Genomic DNA, 16,700 nt, shown 5'->3' on the forward strand with positions numbered 1-16,700 from the left:
CCTTATTTTTAGGCCATTTGGTCGCTAAGGAGGGTAACCCTTTCCGCTAAGTCAATAATTACTTCTTTAATATTTAATATTTCTAACGGTACGAGTAGCTAACTCCGGCAAAAATATTCGACCCCATATTGTTATATCCATAAACAGTCTGATATTGAACGTTTGTTACGTTATTCCATCTTGCAAAAGCTTTCCAGTGCAGATCTATTTCATAGCTTCCATATAAGCTAAGCAAAGTGTATGGGCTGTTTGTGTACAAAGAAGAATTATAGAGAGTGTCATATGTCTGACCAGTGTAGGTCACATTTGTTCCTAGATTTACTTTTCCCATGCGATATTCAAGGGCCAGGTTAGAAGTTAATTTTGCCCGTCTTGGCAAGTAAAGATCAGTGTTTTGATCTACCGCATGCAAATAGTCTACTGTGCCTCTTAATATCAAGTTACCGATGTAATTAGTTGAGCCCCCTGATAAGCCCTTGATCATTGCGGACCCAATATTGATTGGCATGCAGGAGCTTAATGTACACGGATTAGCGGGATTGCTTAAATTGGGTTCTATATAGTTAGTAATCTTATTTTGGTAAGCAACAATTTTGTTGCTGCTCGTTTTTGTTTCATAAGTTAAGCCAACTTCTGCATTCTGACTTGTCTCGGGAACTAAGTTGGGATTTGCTTGTCCTGGATAGTACATATCGTTGAAGGTCGGTACTCGATAACCAGTGCTGTAGTTCAAATTGCCACGCCACTGAGGTGTAAAAAAGTATCCATAAGCTGCGCCACCAGTAGTCTTCGGATTGAAGCCAGTGATGCTATCGTTACGCAGAGAAAAGGTTGCCAAATGATTGCCACGCTTTAGATCGTATGATCCAGCGATCGAATTGGTAAAGCGTTTTTGATTGACTATGCAATTGGTGGTGGAGCTGTCGCAGCCAGTTATGTTATAGGAGTTGCTTGAATATACATACTGATTTCGACGTTCAACTAGGATCTGCAGCGTGTCTGCTCCAACCTTAATATTGTTTTGCCATAGAAAATCATATTCAGGCATATCTATTTTGTCATTTGCAGAATTTGGGCCAACGTTAGACCACAGCACTTGCTGAGAATTAGAAATAGCACTCATCTGAAAATTGCTTTCCCAAATTTCATTTATTTTATTTTTGCTATAGCCAGTGATAGTTGAGAAGCGATTTACTTGTTGTCCATAGAAGGGCTCATAACCAGCGCCAATATATTGCTGGTATGTAGATTGAGATGTGCTGTTAGGGTATTGATAATTATTTGATGTTGCAAAAACTTTGATGCCAAGCTCTTGTCCAGGTTGCCACTCTTGTGAGAGTTGCGCTGTAGTGCCTAGGCGGGTATAACCAGTTGCACTAATTGGAAACAGACACCCCCATACTTGATTTTGAGAGGAGCATGGATTATTGCTGGCAACAGTATTAAATCCAGCGGAATGCTCCTGACTAAATCCAAGGGAATATTTTGTCTTATTGGCATCCCCAAGCGAGCCTGTAATCGCAGCATTGTTGATGCTGGTCCCGTAAGAGCCATAACCAGAGGAAGCGGTAAATTGGGTGGGGCCACCACCATTTTTGGTAAACACTTGAATAACACCACCAATCGCATTTGCGCCATAAAGCGTGCTTTGGGCGCCAAAAACAATTTCGATGTGATCAATTAAGGCCAGAGGAATTTGATTGAGTATTGGTCCTCCTGCAGCTGATGAATCTACGCGCACCCCATCTATCAGCAATAAACTTTGGCTATTGCTCGTTCCACGAAGATTGATATTGGTTAAATTACCATTGCCACCATAGCCTGAGATTTGAATACCTCTTTGTTGTTGTAATAAGTCAGCCAGACTCGTTTGGGCTGCTTGCGCAATTTCTTCAGGCCCAATGTAAACAAAGTCTGCTAGAACGTCTTCAGCTTTTGTGGGCGTTCTTGTGGCTGTAACAATGATCGGATTTAATGTCGAGGGCGTTGCGTTAACTGAAACATTATCTTGTGAAAATGCGTTAGGGCTAATAAAAATAGCCAGACCACAAAGTAGGGCCGCTTTTTTTCTACTGAACTGCTGTGTCATTTTTGACTTTCTGTTATCAACTGCCTAGCTCACTTCCCCGTAAGCTGGGTCGAACAGAATTTCTCGTGCAGGAGATTGGCGTCAATTTGGCGGCAGGGTTGGACCGAGCGCTGTCATCGGCGCGCGAAGGTCCCCGTCCGCGAAATTCCACCTGTCTTGGCCGGTATCCGGGCTAGTAAATCTCAGAATCTGGCCTTCCCATGCGATTGACGCGCACAGTGGCGTATTTCAGATTCCTGACCTCCAAAATGATTATTTCGGAGACATTTACTTACCGTTGCGGGGGCAGCACACGTTTAGTGTTTCCCGTTTAACTCTATTGCATTGCAACAAAGCACCACGACTGTTCAATTCTAGCCTACTTAGATGCTGGGTTAGGGTTTTTATCTAGTTATTGGGATAAAAAAGCCTACAATATGAGACCCAGGATGAAGGAATCATGACCGTATTAGATAAGCACCCCGAAAAAAACTTGATTCGGCTTCAGCTGAGGCAAAACTCAGTTCTCAAAAGCCTCAATGAAACTGTGATGGCCGAATTAGAGCGCCATTTAGAGGTCTCTGATCTCAAAAAATCAGAAATACTCTTGCATCAAGGCGATCACCAGATGGAGCAGTATTTTGTTCTGGATGGCATTCTCAAGCGGATTGTTTCCAGTGCAGATGCTAAGGAAATGATTTTGCGTTTTGCGATTGAAAAAGATATTGAAACGAGCTATGCAGCATGGCGCCTAAAGACCGCAGCCCCCTACAGTATTGCCTGTGTAACCAAGGCTCGTGTGGCTCGGATGCCCCTTAAAAAGTGGGCTGAGTTTCTAGATGAACATAAGTCGCTGAAGGAAAGTTTTGAATTTGAGGTCATGCGCTTGATGAGTGAGATCATGGCTCATACCATTACCTTGCATATGCTCGATGCCCCTGGCCGAGTAGAGCGCTTTTTACGCAAATATGAAGATCTCTTTGAGCTTCTCCCCAAAAAAGAGCTGGCCGCCTACCTGAATCTCTCCCCGGAGACTTTGAGTCGCCTCAAAACTAAGCATAAAGAGCTTTTTATATAAGCCTTCTGAAGCCTCACATCTCTTCGGATATTGAGGATTTAGGGGGAAATTGACCGAAGTCAATGATGAACCCCCGCCCCAAGCCTAATATTCACCTCAGCCTAAGCGGGGGCAATACCCGTGGTGCGATTAATAACTTTATTGGAGACAGTAGCGCAAGCTAGATTGCATTAGCTCTCATTCGGGGCTATCCGTAATTCACATAAAAATTCTATGACAACAGATAACCAAAACACCCAATTAACTGATGGCTTTCACCTCGTGATCGATGCACTGAAAGCAAACGACCTCGATACGATTTTTGGTCTTGTTGGTATTCCAATTACTGACTTATGTCGTTTGGCTCAAGCTGAAGGTTTACGTTTTATTGGCTTCCGTCATGAGCAACATGCTGGTAATGCTGCAGCGATTGCAGGTTACATGACGCAAAAGCCGGGTATCTGCATGACTGTTTCTGCGCCAGGTTTCTTGAACGGTTTAACAGCATTGGCTAACGCTACTGTGAACTGCTTCCCAATGATTCTGATTTCTGGTTCAAGCGAACGTGAAATCGTTGACTTGCAACAAGGCGATTACGAAGAGATGGATCAGCTCAATGCTGCTAAGCCTTATTGCAAGGCTGCTTATCGTATTAATCACATTGAAGATATCGGCATCGGTTTTGCTCGCGCGATTCGTGCAGCAGTTTCTGGTCGTCCAGGTGGCGTGTATTTAGATTTGCCAGCTCAGTTGCTTGCTCAAACCATGCCGGTTGAAGAAGCTAAAAAATCGATCTTCAAAGTAATCGATCCAGTTCCACGTCAGATCCCAGCTGCTGATGCAGTTGCGCGCGCATTAGATGTTCTTAAAGGTGCCAAGCGTCCATTGATTCTCTTGGGCAAAGGCGCTGCATATGCACAAGCTGACAAAGAAATTCGTGACTTAATCGAAAAATCGGGCATCCCTTATTTGCCAATGTCCATGGCGAAAGGCTTGTTACCAGATAACCATCCACAATCAGCATCTGCAGCACGTTCATTTGTGTTGGCTGAAGCTGATGCAGTAATGTTGGTTGGTGCACGCTTGAACTGGTTGCTTGCCCACGGTAAAGGCAAGACATGGGGTAAAGATCCTAAGAAATTTATTCAAATCGATATTCAGGCGAACGAAGTGGATAGCAATGTACAAATCGCTGCGCCATTAATTGGTGATATTGGTTCGTGCGTCAGTGAACTTTTGAAGGGTATTGCTTCAGTACCTAAGCCAAGTGCTGAGTGGATCAATGCCATCAATGAGAAAAAAGATAAGAACATGGCAAAGATGGCTGAAACTTTGGCCAAAGAAGCTACGCCGATGAACTTCCACGGCGCATTGCGAGTGATTCGTGATGTGATCAAGAAGAATCCAGATGTGAACTTGGTAAACGAAGGTGCCAACACACTCGACTATTGCCGCGCGATTGTGGATATGTATAAACCTCGTAAACGTTTTGACTCTGGTACTTGGGGCATTATGGGTATTGGCATGGGCTATGCGATTGGCGCTGCAGTTACTAGTGGTTTGCCAACGGTTGCAATTGAAGGTGATAGCGCGTTTGGTTTTAGCGGTATGGAATTGGAAACGGTTTGCCGTTACAACCTGCCAATCACAACGGTTGTATTTAATAACAACGGTGTTTACCGTGGTACTGATGTAAACCCAACAGGCGGAGCTGATGTGGCGCCAACTGTGTTCGTGAAAGATGCCCGTTACGACAAGATGATTGAAGCATTTGGTGGCGTTGGTTACTACGTCACCACCCCAGCAGAATTAGAAGCAGCGTTAACGGAAGCGATTGCTGCCGGTAAACCAGCCCTCATCAATGCTGTTATTGATGAAACTGCAGGTACTGAGAGTGGACGTTTAACGAACTTGAACCCATCCACAGCAAGTGCTAAGAAATAAGCTTCGATTGGGAATTCAACACGGTAATAAAAAGTTAATATTTCGAGATTAAATTTAGAAGTAAACAAGAAACATTTAAGGAGAAACAAACATGACTAAACCATTAGACGGTATTCGCATCATTGACTTCACCCACGTTCAAGCGGGTCCTGCATGTACTCAGCTGTTGGCTTGGTATGGTGCAGACGTTATCAAAGTAGAGCGTCCAGGCTCTGGTGACGTAACGCGTAGCCAATTACGTGACATTCCAGGTGCAGATGCTTTGTACTTCACGATGCTCAACGGTAACAAGCGTTCTTTGACGCTCGACACGAAGACCCAAGAGGGTAAAGAAGTGTTGGAAAAAATGATCAAGACTTCTGATGTGATGGTTGAGAACTTCGGTCCCGGTGCTTTGGATCGTATGGGATTTTCTTGGAAGCGTATTCAAGAATTAAACCCAAAGATGATCATGGCTTCTGTAAAAGGCTTTAGCGATGGCCATTCATACGAAGACTTAAAAGTGTATGAGAACGTTGCTCAGTGTGCTGGTGGCGCTGCTTCTACTACTGGTTTCTGGGATGGTCCTCCTACAGTTTCTGCAGCAGCATTAGGTGACTCTAATACTGGTATGCACTTGGCAATTGGTATTTTGACTGCTTTGATGCAACGTGAAAAAACAGGCCGTGGTCAAAAAGTTTCTTGCTCAATGCAAGACGCTGTATTGAACTTATGCCGCGTGAAGTTGCGCGATCAACAGCGTTTAGACAAAGTGGGTTACTTGGAAGAGTATCCACAGTACCCACACGGCTCATTCACTGACGTAGTGCCACGTGGCGGTAACGCTGGTGGTGGCGGTCAGCCAGGTTGGGTGTTGAAGTGTAAGGGCTGGGAGACTGATCCAAACGCATACATCTACTTCACCATTCAAGGTCATGCTTGGGAGCCAATTACTAAAGCTTTGGGCAAACCAGAGTGGGCAACTGATCCTGCATACATGACTGCCGAAGCTCGTCAAGACAAGATTTTTGATATCTTTGCAACCATTGAAGATTGGCTCAAAGACAAGACTAAGTACGAAGCTGTGGATATCCTCCGCAAGTTCGATATTCCATGTGCTCCAGTGCTTTCCATGAAAGAATTGGCTGCATCACCAGACTTGCGTAAGAGCGGTTCGATCGTTGAAGTTGACCACAAAGTACGTGGTAAATATTTGACTATCGGCAGCCCAATCAAGTTCTCTGATTTGGAAATTGAAGTGAAGCCATCTCCTGTGTTGGGTGAGCACACTGATGAAGTGTTATCTGACCTTGGTTACAGTACGGATGACATCGCTAAGTTGCACGCAGCTAAAGCGGTTTAATAACAATCACAATTGCTGTTCATTTGAAGGCGCTCCTCGTGAGCGCCTTTTTTATTCCCTAGGCAGGATCTGTTAAAGCGCCTTTTGAGCTTGAAAACTCACTGCCATGGCTCCATATGCCCCTAATAAAGGCTTGGTCGTGCTATTTGCTTAAAAATTAGGCATCTATTATTCATCCTGATTTCTCGCTGGTAAAATTGAGTCAATTCAAAATTTTCATTCTTATTAGGACTTAAATCATGGCAAAAGCACTAGAAGGGGTCAAAATCCTCGACTTTACGCACGTTCAATCGGGCCCAACTTGCACTCAGCTGCTGGCTTGGTTTGGTGCAGATGTAATCAAGGTAGAAAAATCAGGCGAAGGGGATGCTACTCGCGGTCAGCTACGTGATATTCCGGATGCGGATAGCTTGTATTTCACAATGCTCAACCACAATAAGCGTTCGATCACTGTCAATACAAAAACCCTAAAGGGCAAAGAAATTCTTGAACGCCTCATTAAAGAGTGTGACGTATTAGTTGAGAACTTTGCCCCAGGTGCACTCGACCGCATGGGCTTTTCTTGGGAGCGTATTCAAGAGCTCAATCCAATGATGATCATGGCTTCTGTAAAAGGCTTTGGTCCTGGTCCATACGAAGATTGCAAGGTCTATGAAAACGTGGCGCAATGTGCTGGCGGTTCTGCATCGACAACCGGTTTTGATGATGGCCCTCCTATGGTGACTGGCGCACAAATTGGTGACAGCGGAACGGGTTTGCATTTAGCTTTAGGTATTGTGACTGCCCTTTATCAGCGCACTCACTCTGGCCGTGGTCAAAAAGTATTGGCAGCGATGCAAGATGCGGTGTTGAATCTGTGCCGCGTGAAGTTGCGTGATCAACAGCGCCTCGAGCGAGTGGGTTTAATGCAAGAGTATCCACAATTCCCGAACGGTGAGTTTGGCGATGCTGTACCTCGCGCTGGTAATGCCTCTGGTGGTGGTCAGCCAGGCTGGATTGTGAAATGTAAAGGTTGGGAAACTGATCCCAATGCTTACATGTACGTTATAGTGCAAGCCCCAGTTTGGGAGGCGGTCTGTAAAGTCATTGGTCGCGAAGATTGGATTACCGATGTGAGATTTGCTTCGCCAATGGCACGCTTGCCCCATTTGATGGAGATCTTTGGTGAGATTGAAAAGTGGACCATGACTATGACCAAATTTGAAGTCATGGATGTATTGAATCAATACGACATCCCATGCGGTCCAATCTTGTCTATGAAAGAAATCGCTGAAGAGCCTGCACTACGTGCTACTGGTACTGTGGTTGAAGTTGATCATCCTATTCGTGGCAAATACCTCACGGTTGGTAACCCAATTAAGATGTCGGACAGTCCAACTGAAGTTACACGTTCACCTTTATTGGGCGAGCATACCGATGAGATTCTGAGTGAATTAGGTTATTCCACTGATGAATTAATTTCATTACGCCACGATAAGGTGATCTAAGATGCGGGTTGCGTTAATTGGGAGTGCCGATTTTGGTAAAGCTGCCTTAGAGGCTTTTTTAGATCGTGGCGATGAGGTTGTTGCCGTTTTTTGTCCGCCCGACAATCCCAAGTCAACTAAACCAGAGGTACTTAAAGAGGCTGCCTTAGCAAGAGGTTTGAGCCCCCTGCAATTCGCCTCTCTCAAAGGTCCCGAGGCTGCTCAAGCCATGATTGATAGTCAAGCTGATATCTGTGTCATGGCTTATGTATTACAGTTTGTGCCGCAAGAACTTTGCAAGATTCCGAAGCACGGCACGATTCAATACCACCCCTCACTTCTACCAAAATATCGTGGACCAAGCGCTATTAACTGGGCAATTGCTTTGGGCGAAGAAAAAACTGGTCTAACCATTTTCCGTCCATCCGATGGTTTAGATGAAGGTGAAGTCATTCTGCAAAAAGAGGTACCTATCGGCCCTGATGACACATTAGGTAAGATCTACTTTGACCATCTTTTCCCGATTGGTGTGAAGGCATTGCTAGAGACGGCTGATTTGGTAGTTGCAGGCAAACATCAAGAGTTGGTCCAAGATGAATCGCACGCTAACTACGAAGGTTGGTTTGATGCCAATGCTGCCCAAATTCATTGGGCGACACATATTAGTCAAATCTATAACTTGATTCGGGCATGCAATCCAGCCCCTGGCGCATGGACCAAGTTTGGTGAGCAAAAGGTACAGCTCTACGATTGCCACAAGCATGTCGCGGCTACTTTTAGTGCCGTCAAAGGAAAACCTGGCGAAGTAACGCAAATCACTTTAGATTCTTTCTTCGTCGCCTGTCATGGCGGACAAATTGAAGTGCTCAAAGCTAAGGGTGCGGCAGGGAAAGTCACTGGTGCCGAGTTGGCTAAAGAGTTAAATTTACAAGTAGGGCAGTTCTTTACGCTTTAAATCTTTTTCTTGAGCGCTTGCTTAATCAAGTTATGACCAAAGAATCAACAATAGAGTCTGCAGCAGAGGTAAGCCCTCAAATTTCTCCCTCTAAGTCAGGGGTGATTAAGCAAGAGCAAGGTGAGAATCTTGCTGACCATGAACATTCGACCTATCAGAGATCTGCTAATGCAAGAAGGGCAGGTCTTAGTAAGCGTGAAATCATGGAAGAGTTATCTCGCGAAAGATTCCCCTGGGATGAGTAAATCACGGACAAGTCTAGAGATTAAACCTCTAGATTATCAATCAAGCGGGTTTTACCAAGCTTAGCAGCCGTGAGAATCACGAGTGGCTCACCAGCTTGCAAACTTTCATTGGAGGCGGGTGCTAAATCACTTTGTTGGCGGATGGCGATGTAATCTGGTTTCCAGCCGCGCCCCGTAAGAGTGGCAACAGCTTTCATTTCAATTTCGGAGAGTGAATGGGTGTTCTGTTCTTTCGATTGAAGTACTTGCTCGCGAACTTCTTTGAGTACTCTTTGTAATTCAGGCGCTTCTGCACGTTCTTCTTTGGAGAGGAAGCTATTACGAGAGGAGAGAGCAAGACCATCATCAGCACGAATGGTCTCCCCTGCAACAATTTCAACTGGTAAAGCAAATTGCCTTGCCATTTGCCGAATAATCATCAGTTGCTGATAATCTTTTTTTCCAAACACGGCTACTTTAGGTTGCACACAGGAAAAGAGTTTGAGTACGACCGTACAAACACCCTTAAAAAATCCAGGACGGAACTCGCCTTCGAGGATGTCGCCGAGTTGTTGAGGTGGATCAACACGGTACTCTTGGGGTTGCGGGTAGAGGTCACGCTCAGTCGGTGCAAATAGGATGTACACACCTTCTTTTTCAAGCTTTTCGATATCCGCTTGCATCGTGCGTGGATAGCTATCGAAATCCTCATTCGGCCCAAACTGCAAGCGATTTACAAAGATACTGGCAACTACTGGATCCCCATGTTGCCTAGCTAAGCGCATAAGCGAGAGGTGGCCTTCATGCAGGTTACCCATGGTTGGTACGAAAGAAGCACGATTTTGTCCGCGCAGGTGATCGCGCAGCTCTTGAATGTCACTAATAATTTTCATGCAACAGGCGTATAGGCGAGGCGCACATAGATTGGCGCGTATGGCTCAGCTTGGGTAATTTCAATTAAGGCTTCACGAGAGAGTTCCAGCATGGCAATAAAGTTCACAATCACTATTGGAATGCCATTGCCAGATTTGATAGCGTCTTCAAATAATTCACCAAACTCAACAAATTTCGTATTTTGTAAGCGACGTAAAATGCGAGTCATGAAGTCGCGAACAGAGAGTTCTTCACGAGTAATCGTGTGATGCTGATTAAGTTTTGCGCGGTGTAGAACATCACGCCAAGCCATTTGTAAATCTTCTAAATTCACTTCTGGCCATGTGATGGCAACAGTAGTGTCAACAAAGCCATGGGCTACTTGGAAGTCACGACCTTGCTGGGGAATCTGATCTAGTTCTTGTGCAGCCAGTTTCATGCGCTCGTATTCTAAGAGGCGGCGTACTAGTTCTGCGCGGGGATCATCTACCTCTTCTTCGCTATCTGCTTTCTTCATTGGCAGCAACATGCGGGATTTAATTTCAATCAACATCGCCGCCATTAACAAATACTCAGCAGCAAGTTCAAGATTATGGTGACGAATTTGGTCTATATAACTCAGGTACTGTTGAGTAACCTGCGCCATCGGAATATCGAGAACGTTGAAGTTCTGTTTACGAATTAAATACAGCAAAAGGTCGAGTGGCCCTTCAAATGCCTCTAGAAATACTTCAAGTGCATCTGGCGGAATATAAAGATCAGTAGGGAGCTTAAATAGAGGCTCGCCATAAAGCTTGGCGAATGCTTCTGACATTCCATCGGTTACTGATGGAGTGCTATCTAGTAAATCGGATATTGGCTGAGTACTTGGCTCATTGCCTGCATTAGTCATTCGAGTAAACGTAGGCGCGTTGTTTTAATTTGGCGACTTTAGCGCGACGCTGATCTTCAACGGAAAGTGGCTCTTTGTCCCACAAGAGGGCGCGTCCAGCTTGCTGATCTGCCTCGAGGTGTGGTTTCTCAGTTTTGAGTTCACTTAAGAACTGGGTGAATTCAGATTGATATCTTGCCATCGTATTTCCTAAAATACTCAATAAATTCAATAACTTATGGTATTTAATTCCAAAAGTTATCTGGGGACTACGACCACCATTATAGGTGCTTTTTAGCCCCCGTTTTACAAGTTTGCTGCCAGCAAAGCCTCAATTTGAGGGGCTTCAACTCGAGTCATGAGGTGCTTATAGGTCTTGATTGGGTTCTTGCTGGAAAGCGGGGTATTGATATCGCTCCAGGATTGCGGAGCTAGAGAGAGAAATTCTTCTACTCCAATAGCTACCTGCGGAATGACAGGTTTGAGATAAAGACTCAGCATGCGGAAGGCTTCCAGGGTCACACTACAAACACGCTGTAAATCTGCTTCACGCTCTGGAGCTTTAGCGATTTCCCATGGTTTATTTTCATCCACGAAACCGTTGACCTTATCTGCGAGCTCCATGATTGTGCGTAAGGCTTTTGCATATTCGCGTGCTTCATAAAGCGCAGCAATTTTTTCACTGGCCGCAGCAATTTCTTTCAGTAATGGGTTGCTCATGGCTTCATCAGAAACGATGCCACCAAATCGTTTTACTAAGAAGCCGGCACTGCGACTTGCAATATTGATGTACTTGCCTAACAAATCGCTGTTCACACGTGCAACGAAATCTTGAAGATTTAAATCCAAATCTTCCATGCTGTCATTTAATTTAGTAGCAAAGTAATAGCGGAACCACTCAGGATTGAAGCCACACTCGATCACACTGCTTGCAGAAATCAATGTGCCGCGTGACTTACTCATCTTCTCGCCATCAACGGTTAAGAAGCCGTGAGCAAATACATTGGTTGGCGTGCGATAGCCTGCAAATTGCAAAGTAGCTGGCCAAAATAAAGTGTGGAAATACAGAATATCTTTGCCGATGAAATGGTATTGCTCTGTCGTTGTGTCTGGCTTCACCCATTCATCAAAATTGAGACCTTTAGCTTGGCAGTAATTGAGGAAGCTGGCGTAGTAGCCAATGGGGGCATCCAACCAGACATAGAAGTATTTGCCAGGCGCATCAGGGATTTCAAAGCCGAAATACGGGGCGTCTCTGGAGATATCCCAGTCACCCAACTTGTTATCTCCAGGCTCACCCACCCATTCCTTCATCTTGTTGCGAGCTTCAGTTTGGAGCGGAGTTTTAACTTGGGTCCACTCGCGTAAGAATGCTTCGCAACGTGGATCAGATAACTTAAAGAAGTAGTGATCGGAAATCTTTTTGATTGGGGTTGCACCACTCACTACTGAGAACGGATTTTTTAAATCCGTTGGTGAATAGGTGGCACCACATTTTTCACAGTTGTCACCATACTGATCTTTGGCGCCGCACTTGGGGCACTCACCTTTAATAAAGCGATCTGGTAAAAACATCTCTTTCACAGGATCGTAAGCTTGCTCAATGGCGCGCTTTTCAATGAAGCCTGCATCGCGTAACTTGAGATAAATGCTTTGCGCTAACTTTTCATTCTCAGGGCTATCAGTGGTGTAGTAGTTGTCGAATGAAATTAAAAAGTCATCGAAATCACGCTTATGTTCTTTCCAAACATTGGCGATGAGTTCTTTTGGCGTGATACCTTCTTTTTCAGCGCGCAACATGATCGGGGTGCCGTGGGTATCATCGGCCCCTACGTAATGAACCTCGTGACCACGCATCCGTTGAAAGCGAACCCAGATATCAGTCTGTATATATTCCACCAAATGGCCGATATGGATCTGACCATTGGCATACGGTAAGGCGGAAGTGACAAGAAGGCGACGCTGGGGGCTGCTCATGTAAAGCGGTCTTAAATAAGAAGTAACAAGGTTAAATTAGGGCTTAATCCACAATTATGCGGGCTTGAGCAGTAATTTTAGTCTGCGGTTAAAGTAAAACCCCGATTAGTCTCGATAAAATACGTTTGTACCCTATTTAGAAGGCGCCCAATGTCAGTAGTAGCAGCAAAACCGAACATTCAGATGTCTAATGCCTCCGTGCCTTTGGTGCACGAGGTAGAGATCATGGATGAGGCGGGGCGGGCTAAGCTTGCTCATATCCCTGGGGAGCGCCCACTGACTATCTACTTAGATAAACGCGAGGTGGTCACCTTGATGACCTTGGGTAGCGCCCCTGAGGCTCTAGTTTTAGGTTATCTAAGAAACCAGCGCCTAGTGGAGTCACCTGATGACATCGAAAGCATCCAAGTTGATTGGGAGACAGACTCTGCTGCAGTCAAGACACGCCGAAGCACGGTGGATATTGATGCTCTCACCAGCAAGCGCGTAGTGACCACGGGTTGTGGCCAGGGCACTATGTTTGGCGGTCTTATGGAGGAGATGTCAGAGATTCGCTTGCCCGATGGACCCAACTTGTCCCAAGAAGCAATTGTTACATTGGTGGATCACATCCGAGTACATGATTCCATCTATAAAAAATCAGGTTCAGTCCATGCCTGCGCCGTGTTTGAGAGGGCGGAAGATGGAGGCGTCAAACTCCTCCACTTTATTGAGGATGTTGGTCGTCACAATGCGGTCGACTCCATTTCTGGCTTAATGTGGTTGGCCAATAAACCTGGCAAAGATTTGATCTTCTTTACAACGGGACGCCTCACCTCAGAAATGGTGATTAAAGGCGCTCAAATGGGCGTTCCTTTCTTGCTCACAAGGTCGGGGGTCACCCTCATGGGCTTAGAGCTGGCCCGCAAAACCAATCTGACCATCCTATCCCGCTGTTCCGGTAAACACTTCGAGATCTACAACGCCCCAGAGCGGGTGGTTTTTACCCAAAAACCCCAATAAATTGCTGGGCGGGTGAGGTGAAGGTTTTACAATTCGCCCATGACTATTAAATCTGACCACTGGATCCGCCGCATGGGCGAGCAAGGCATGATCAGCCCATTTGAACCTGGGCAGATCCGCCAAGACGCTGCAGGCAACAAAATCGTTAGTTATGGCACATCAAGTTATGGCTATGACATTCGTTGCGCAGACGAATTTAAGATCTTTACTAACATCAACAGCACGATTGTTGATCCCAAAAATTTCGATGAGCAATCGTTCGTAGATTTCAAGGGTGAGGTTTGCATCATTCCTCCCAATTCATTTGCTTTGGCAAGAACGGTGGAGTACTTCAAGATCCCGCGTAGCGTCTTAACAGTTTGCGTAGGTAAGAGCACCTATGCACGTTGCGGCATCATCGTGAACGTCACACCATTTGAACCTGAGTGGGAAGGTTATGTCACTTTAGAGTTTTCAAATACCACACCATTACCTGCCAAAATTTATGCAGGCGAAGGTTGTGCACAAGTGCTCTTCTTTGAGAGTGATGAAGTGTGTGGCACATCTTATAAAGATCGCGGTGGTAAGTATCAAGGTCAGCGGGGCGTGACCCTGCCTAAGACTTAAATTTTTCTGTCATAAATTCGAGTTCGTAAACCTAAAGGGTTGCCATGAAATTTCGTTTCCCAATCATCATTATTGATGAGGATTTTCGTTCCGAAAATATTTCGGGTTCTGGTATTCGCGATCTTGCTGAGGCAATCGAAAGCGAAGGCATGGAGGTTATTGGCTTAACCAGTTATGGTGACCTAACTTCATTTGCTCAGCAAGCCTCCCGCGCTTCTTCATTTATCGTCTCGATCGATGATGAAGAGTTTGTTTCTGATTCTGAAGACCATGATCTTCCAGCGCTCAATAATCTCCGCGCATTTATTACTGAGGTCCGTAAACGTAACGAAGATATTCCGATCTTCTTATATGGCGAGACTCGTACCTCACGCCATATGCCTAACGATATTCTGCGTGAGCTTCATGGTTTCATTCATATGAATGAAGACACCCCAGAATTCGTGGCGCGTCACATTATTCGTGAAGCTAAGGTTTATCTTGATTCTTTAGCGCCCCCTTTCTTTCGCGCGCTCACGAACTACGCTTCAGAAGGCTCTTACTCCTGGCATTGCCCAGGGCACTCAGGTGGCGTAGCTTTCCTTAAGAGCCCAGTAGGCCGGATGTTTCATCAATTCTTTGGTGAGAACATGCTGCGTGCTGACGTTTGCAATGCCGTAGAAGAATTAGGTCAGCTCTTAGACCATACCGGACCAGTCTTGCAGAGTGAGCGCAATGCAGCCCGCATTTTCAATGCTGACCATTTGTTCTTTGTCACTAATGGCACCTCTACATCTAACAAGATTGTTTGGCATTCGACAGTAGCTCCTGGCGATGTCGTCTTAGTAGACCGTAACTGCCATAAGTCTGTGATTCACTCCATCACGATGATGGGTGCAATCCCAATTTTCTTAATGCCAACGCGCAATCATTTAGGCATTATTGGACCGATTCCAAAAGAAGAATTTGAGTGGACCAATATCAAGAAAAAAATTGATGCCAATCCATTCATTAAGAATAAGAATGTTGTCCCTCGTGTGATGACGCTTACTCAGAGCACCTATGATGGCATTGTCTATAACGTCGAGATGATCAAAGAGATGCTTGACGGTAAAGTCGATTCACTGCACTTTGATGAAGCTTGGTTGCCGCATGCTGCCTTCCATCCCTTCTATAAGGATATGCATGCGATTGGCTCTGATCGAAAGCGCACCAAGAAGAGTTTGATGTTTGCCACCCAATCAACCCATAAGTTATTGGCTGGTCTCTCACAGGCCTCGCAAGTCTTGGTCCAAGATGCAGAAGATACGAAGTTAGACCGTGATTGCTTCAACGAAGCCTACTTGATGCACACCTCCACTAGTCCACAGTATGCGATTATTGCGTCTTGTGACGTATCTGCTGCCATGATGGAATCTCCAGGTGGCACTACCTTGGTTGAGGAATCGATTGCAGAAGCCATGGACTTCCGTCGCGCGATGCGTGAAGTGGATGATAAATTTGGCGCTGATTGGTGGTTTAAGGTTTGGGGCCCAGATCATTTGGCGGAAGAGGGTATTGGCGAGCGCTCTGACTGGGTATTGGAGCCCAATGCAAGCTGGCATGACTTTGGCAAACTCGCTAAAGGCTTCAATATGCTTGATCCCATTAAGGCTACTGTTGTGACCCCTGGCTTGGATATCGAAGGTAACTTTGGTTCTATGGGCATTCCAGCGAGCATCGTGACTAAATATCTTGCAGAGCATGGTGTGATCGTGGAGAAGTGTGGCCTTTACTCCTTCTTCATTATGTTTACCATCGGCATCACTAAAGGGCGTTGGAATACGCTTGTAACCGAATTGCAGCAGTTCAAAGATCATTTTGATAAAAATGCACCTCTCTGGAAAGTCTTGCCTGAGTTTGTAGCAAAACACCCACGCTATGAGCGCGTTGGTCTAAAAGATATCTGCCAACAGATTCATGAGTTCTATAAGAGTCGCAATGTAGCGCGTATGACGACAGAGATGTATACCTCTGATATGGAGCCAGCGATGATGCCTTCAGAAGCTTGGGCCAAGATGGCGCATAAAGAAGTGGATCGTGTACCACTGGATAAATTAGATGGTCGTGTCACAGCGATGTTAGTTACTCCATATCCGCCAGGCATTCCCCTCTTGATTCCAGGTGAGCGCTTTAACAAACGAATCGTGGACTATCTCTACTTTGCGCGTGACTTTAATGAAAAGTTCCCAGGCTTTGAGACTGATATCCATGGCTTAGTGAAAGCTGATCTAGATGGACGCAGTGAATACTACGTGGATTGCGTCAGGCAAGAGCGCGATATCACGCTTTAAGTC

At 45.4% G+C, this 16,700-nt stretch carries 14 protein-coding genes and 1 riboswitch; of the genes, 9 read left to right on the top strand and 5 right to left on the bottom strand.

Annotation, left to right across the window (positions count from 1 at the left end):
* Positions 1–82 precede the first annotated feature (82 nt).
* On the bottom strand, positions 83–2,089 hold the full coding sequence (locus tag AOC29_RS03260) for a TonB-dependent receptor domain-containing protein (protein ID WP_215296610.1): 2,007 nt from the start codon (positions 2,087–2,089) through the stop codon (positions 83–85).
* A 140-nt stretch (positions 2,090–2,229) separates the two neighbouring features.
* A riboswitch (cobalamin riboswitch) is annotated at positions 2,230–2,446 on the bottom strand.
* A gap of 82 nt (positions 2,447–2,528) precedes the next feature.
* Here AOC29_RS03260 and AOC29_RS03265 point away from each other — a divergent pair.
* The 6 genes from AOC29_RS03265 (at position 2,529) to AOC29_RS03290 (ending at position 9,077) form a co-directional block, all read left to right on the top strand.
* Positions 2,529–3,146, top strand: a complete 618-nt coding sequence (locus AOC29_RS03265; RefSeq protein WP_215296611.1) for a Crp/Fnr family transcriptional regulator — start codon at positions 2,529–2,531, stop codon at positions 3,144–3,146.
* Between the two features lie 213 nt (positions 3,147–3,359).
* On the top strand, positions 3,360–5,069 hold the full coding sequence (oxc, locus tag AOC29_RS03270; protein ID WP_215296612.1) for an oxalyl-CoA decarboxylase: 1,710 nt from the start codon (positions 3,360–3,362) through the stop codon (positions 5,067–5,069).
* A 91-nt stretch (positions 5,070–5,160) separates the two neighbouring features.
* Positions 5,161–6,411 (top strand): formyl-CoA transferase, encoded by a 1,251-nt coding sequence (gene frc / locus AOC29_RS03275; protein ID WP_215296613.1) that lies wholly within the window; start codon positions 5,161–5,163, stop codon positions 6,409–6,411.
* A gap of 239 nt (positions 6,412–6,650) precedes the next feature.
* Positions 6,651–7,898 carry a formyl-CoA transferase gene (gene frc, locus AOC29_RS03280; RefSeq protein ID WP_215296614.1) on the top strand — a complete coding sequence of 416 codons (1,248 nt, stop codon included), beginning with the start codon at positions 6,651–6,653 and terminating at the stop codon, positions 7,896–7,898.
* 1 nt (position 7,899) lies between these two features.
* On the top strand, positions 7,900–8,832 hold the full coding sequence (locus AOC29_RS03285; protein ID WP_215296615.1) for a methionyl-tRNA formyltransferase: 933 nt from the start codon (positions 7,900–7,902) through the stop codon (positions 8,830–8,832).
* Positions 8,833–8,864: 32 nt separating this feature from the next.
* A complete protein-coding gene (locus AOC29_RS03290; protein WP_215296616.1) occupies positions 8,865–9,077 on the top strand; it encodes a hypothetical protein in 213 nt (70 codons plus the stop codon).
* A 20-nt stretch (positions 9,078–9,097) separates the two neighbouring features.
* Here the strand turns inward: AOC29_RS03290 and panC are convergent, their stop codons facing one another.
* From panC to metG, 4 genes are all read right to left on the bottom strand, one after another.
* Positions 9,098–9,949 carry a pantoate--beta-alanine ligase gene (gene panC, locus AOC29_RS03295; protein ID WP_215296617.1) on the bottom strand — a complete coding sequence of 284 codons (852 nt, stop codon included), beginning with the start codon at positions 9,947–9,949 and terminating at the stop codon, positions 9,098–9,100.
* Positions 9,946–10,821 (bottom strand): ScpA family protein, encoded by an 876-nt coding sequence (locus AOC29_RS03300; protein ID WP_215296618.1) that lies wholly within the window; start codon positions 10,819–10,821, stop codon positions 9,946–9,948. Before AOC29_RS03300 ends, panC begins: the two co-directional genes overlap by 4 nt.
* The gene (locus AOC29_RS03305) at positions 10,814–11,002 is read right to left on the bottom strand and encodes a DUF3460 family protein (RefSeq protein WP_215296619.1); all 189 of its coding nucleotides are present in this window, start codon (positions 11,000–11,002) and stop codon (positions 10,814–10,816) included. Before AOC29_RS03305 ends, AOC29_RS03300 begins: the two co-directional genes overlap by 8 nt.
* A gap of 104 nt (positions 11,003–11,106) precedes the next feature.
* Positions 11,107–12,777, bottom strand: a complete 1,671-nt coding sequence (metG, locus tag AOC29_RS03310) for a methionine--tRNA ligase (RefSeq protein WP_215296620.1) — start codon at positions 12,775–12,777, stop codon at positions 11,107–11,109.
* A 150-nt stretch (positions 12,778–12,927) separates the two neighbouring features.
* Between metG and AOC29_RS03315 the strand changes: the two genes are divergently transcribed.
* From AOC29_RS03315 to AOC29_RS03325, 3 genes are read left to right on the top strand one after another with little or no spacing between them, the layout of a single operon-like run.
* Positions 12,928–13,779, top strand: coding sequence for a formate dehydrogenase accessory sulfurtransferase FdhD (locus tag AOC29_RS03315; protein ID WP_215296621.1), 852 nt, complete (start codon positions 12,928–12,930; stop codon positions 13,777–13,779).
* Positions 13,780–13,818: 39 nt separating this feature from the next.
* A complete protein-coding gene (dcd, locus tag AOC29_RS03320) occupies positions 13,819–14,385 on the top strand; it encodes a dCTP deaminase (protein WP_215296622.1) in 567 nt (188 codons plus the stop codon).
* 44 nt (positions 14,386–14,429) lie between these two features.
* Positions 14,430–16,697, top strand: coding sequence for an arginine/lysine/ornithine decarboxylase (locus tag AOC29_RS03325; RefSeq protein ID WP_215296623.1), 2,268 nt, complete (start codon positions 14,430–14,432; stop codon positions 16,695–16,697).
* The last annotated feature ends 3 nt before the right edge of the window (positions 16,698–16,700 follow it).

This window comes from Polynucleobacter sp. JS-JIR-5-A7 (genome assembly GCF_018687935.1).
In the GTDB taxonomy this organism is placed as follows: Bacteria; Pseudomonadota; Gammaproteobacteria; order Burkholderiales; family Burkholderiaceae; genus Polynucleobacter.

What these genes read in the sequence shown, in the direction of transcription:
- AOC29_RS03260 (WP_215296610.1), bottom strand. Translation starts at nt 2,089, where the DNA reads ATGACACAGCAGTTCAGTAGAAAAAAAGCGGCCCTACTTTGTGGTCTG.
- AOC29_RS03265 (WP_215296611.1), top strand. Translation starts at nt 2,529, where the DNA reads ATGACCGTATTAGATAAGCACCCCGAAAAAAACTTGATTCGGCTTCAG.
- oxc (WP_215296612.1), top strand. Translation starts at nt 3,360, where the DNA reads ATGACAACAGATAACCAAAACACCCAATTAACTGATGGCTTTCACCTC.
- frc (WP_215296613.1), top strand. Translation starts at nt 5,161, where the DNA reads ATGACTAAACCATTAGACGGTATTCGCATCATTGACTTCACCCACGTT.
- frc (WP_215296614.1), top strand. Translation starts at nt 6,651, where the DNA reads ATGGCAAAAGCACTAGAAGGGGTCAAAATCCTCGACTTTACGCACGTT.
- AOC29_RS03285 (WP_215296615.1), top strand. Translation starts at nt 7,900, where the DNA reads ATGCGGGTTGCGTTAATTGGGAGTGCCGATTTTGGTAAAGCTGCCTTA.
- AOC29_RS03290 (WP_215296616.1), top strand. Translation starts at nt 8,865, where the DNA reads ATGACCAAAGAATCAACAATAGAGTCTGCAGCAGAGGTAAGCCCTCAA.
- panC (WP_215296617.1), bottom strand. Translation starts at nt 9,949, where the DNA reads ATGAAAATTATTAGTGACATTCAAGAGCTGCGCGATCACCTGCGCGGA.
- AOC29_RS03300 (WP_215296618.1), bottom strand. Translation starts at nt 10,821, where the DNA reads ATGACTAATGCAGGCAATGAGCCAAGTACTCAGCCAATATCCGATTTA.
- AOC29_RS03305 (WP_215296619.1), bottom strand. Translation starts at nt 11,002, where the DNA reads ATGGCAAGATATCAATCTGAATTCACCCAGTTCTTAAGTGAACTCAAA.
- metG (WP_215296620.1), bottom strand. Translation starts at nt 12,777, where the DNA reads ATGAGCAGCCCCCAGCGTCGCCTTCTTGTCACTTCCGCCTTACCGTAT.
- AOC29_RS03315 (WP_215296621.1), top strand. Translation starts at nt 12,928, where the DNA reads ATGTCAGTAGTAGCAGCAAAACCGAACATTCAGATGTCTAATGCCTCC.
- dcd (WP_215296622.1), top strand. Translation starts at nt 13,819, where the DNA reads ATGACTATTAAATCTGACCACTGGATCCGCCGCATGGGCGAGCAAGGC.
- AOC29_RS03325 (WP_215296623.1), top strand. Translation starts at nt 14,430, where the DNA reads ATGAAATTTCGTTTCCCAATCATCATTATTGATGAGGATTTTCGTTCC.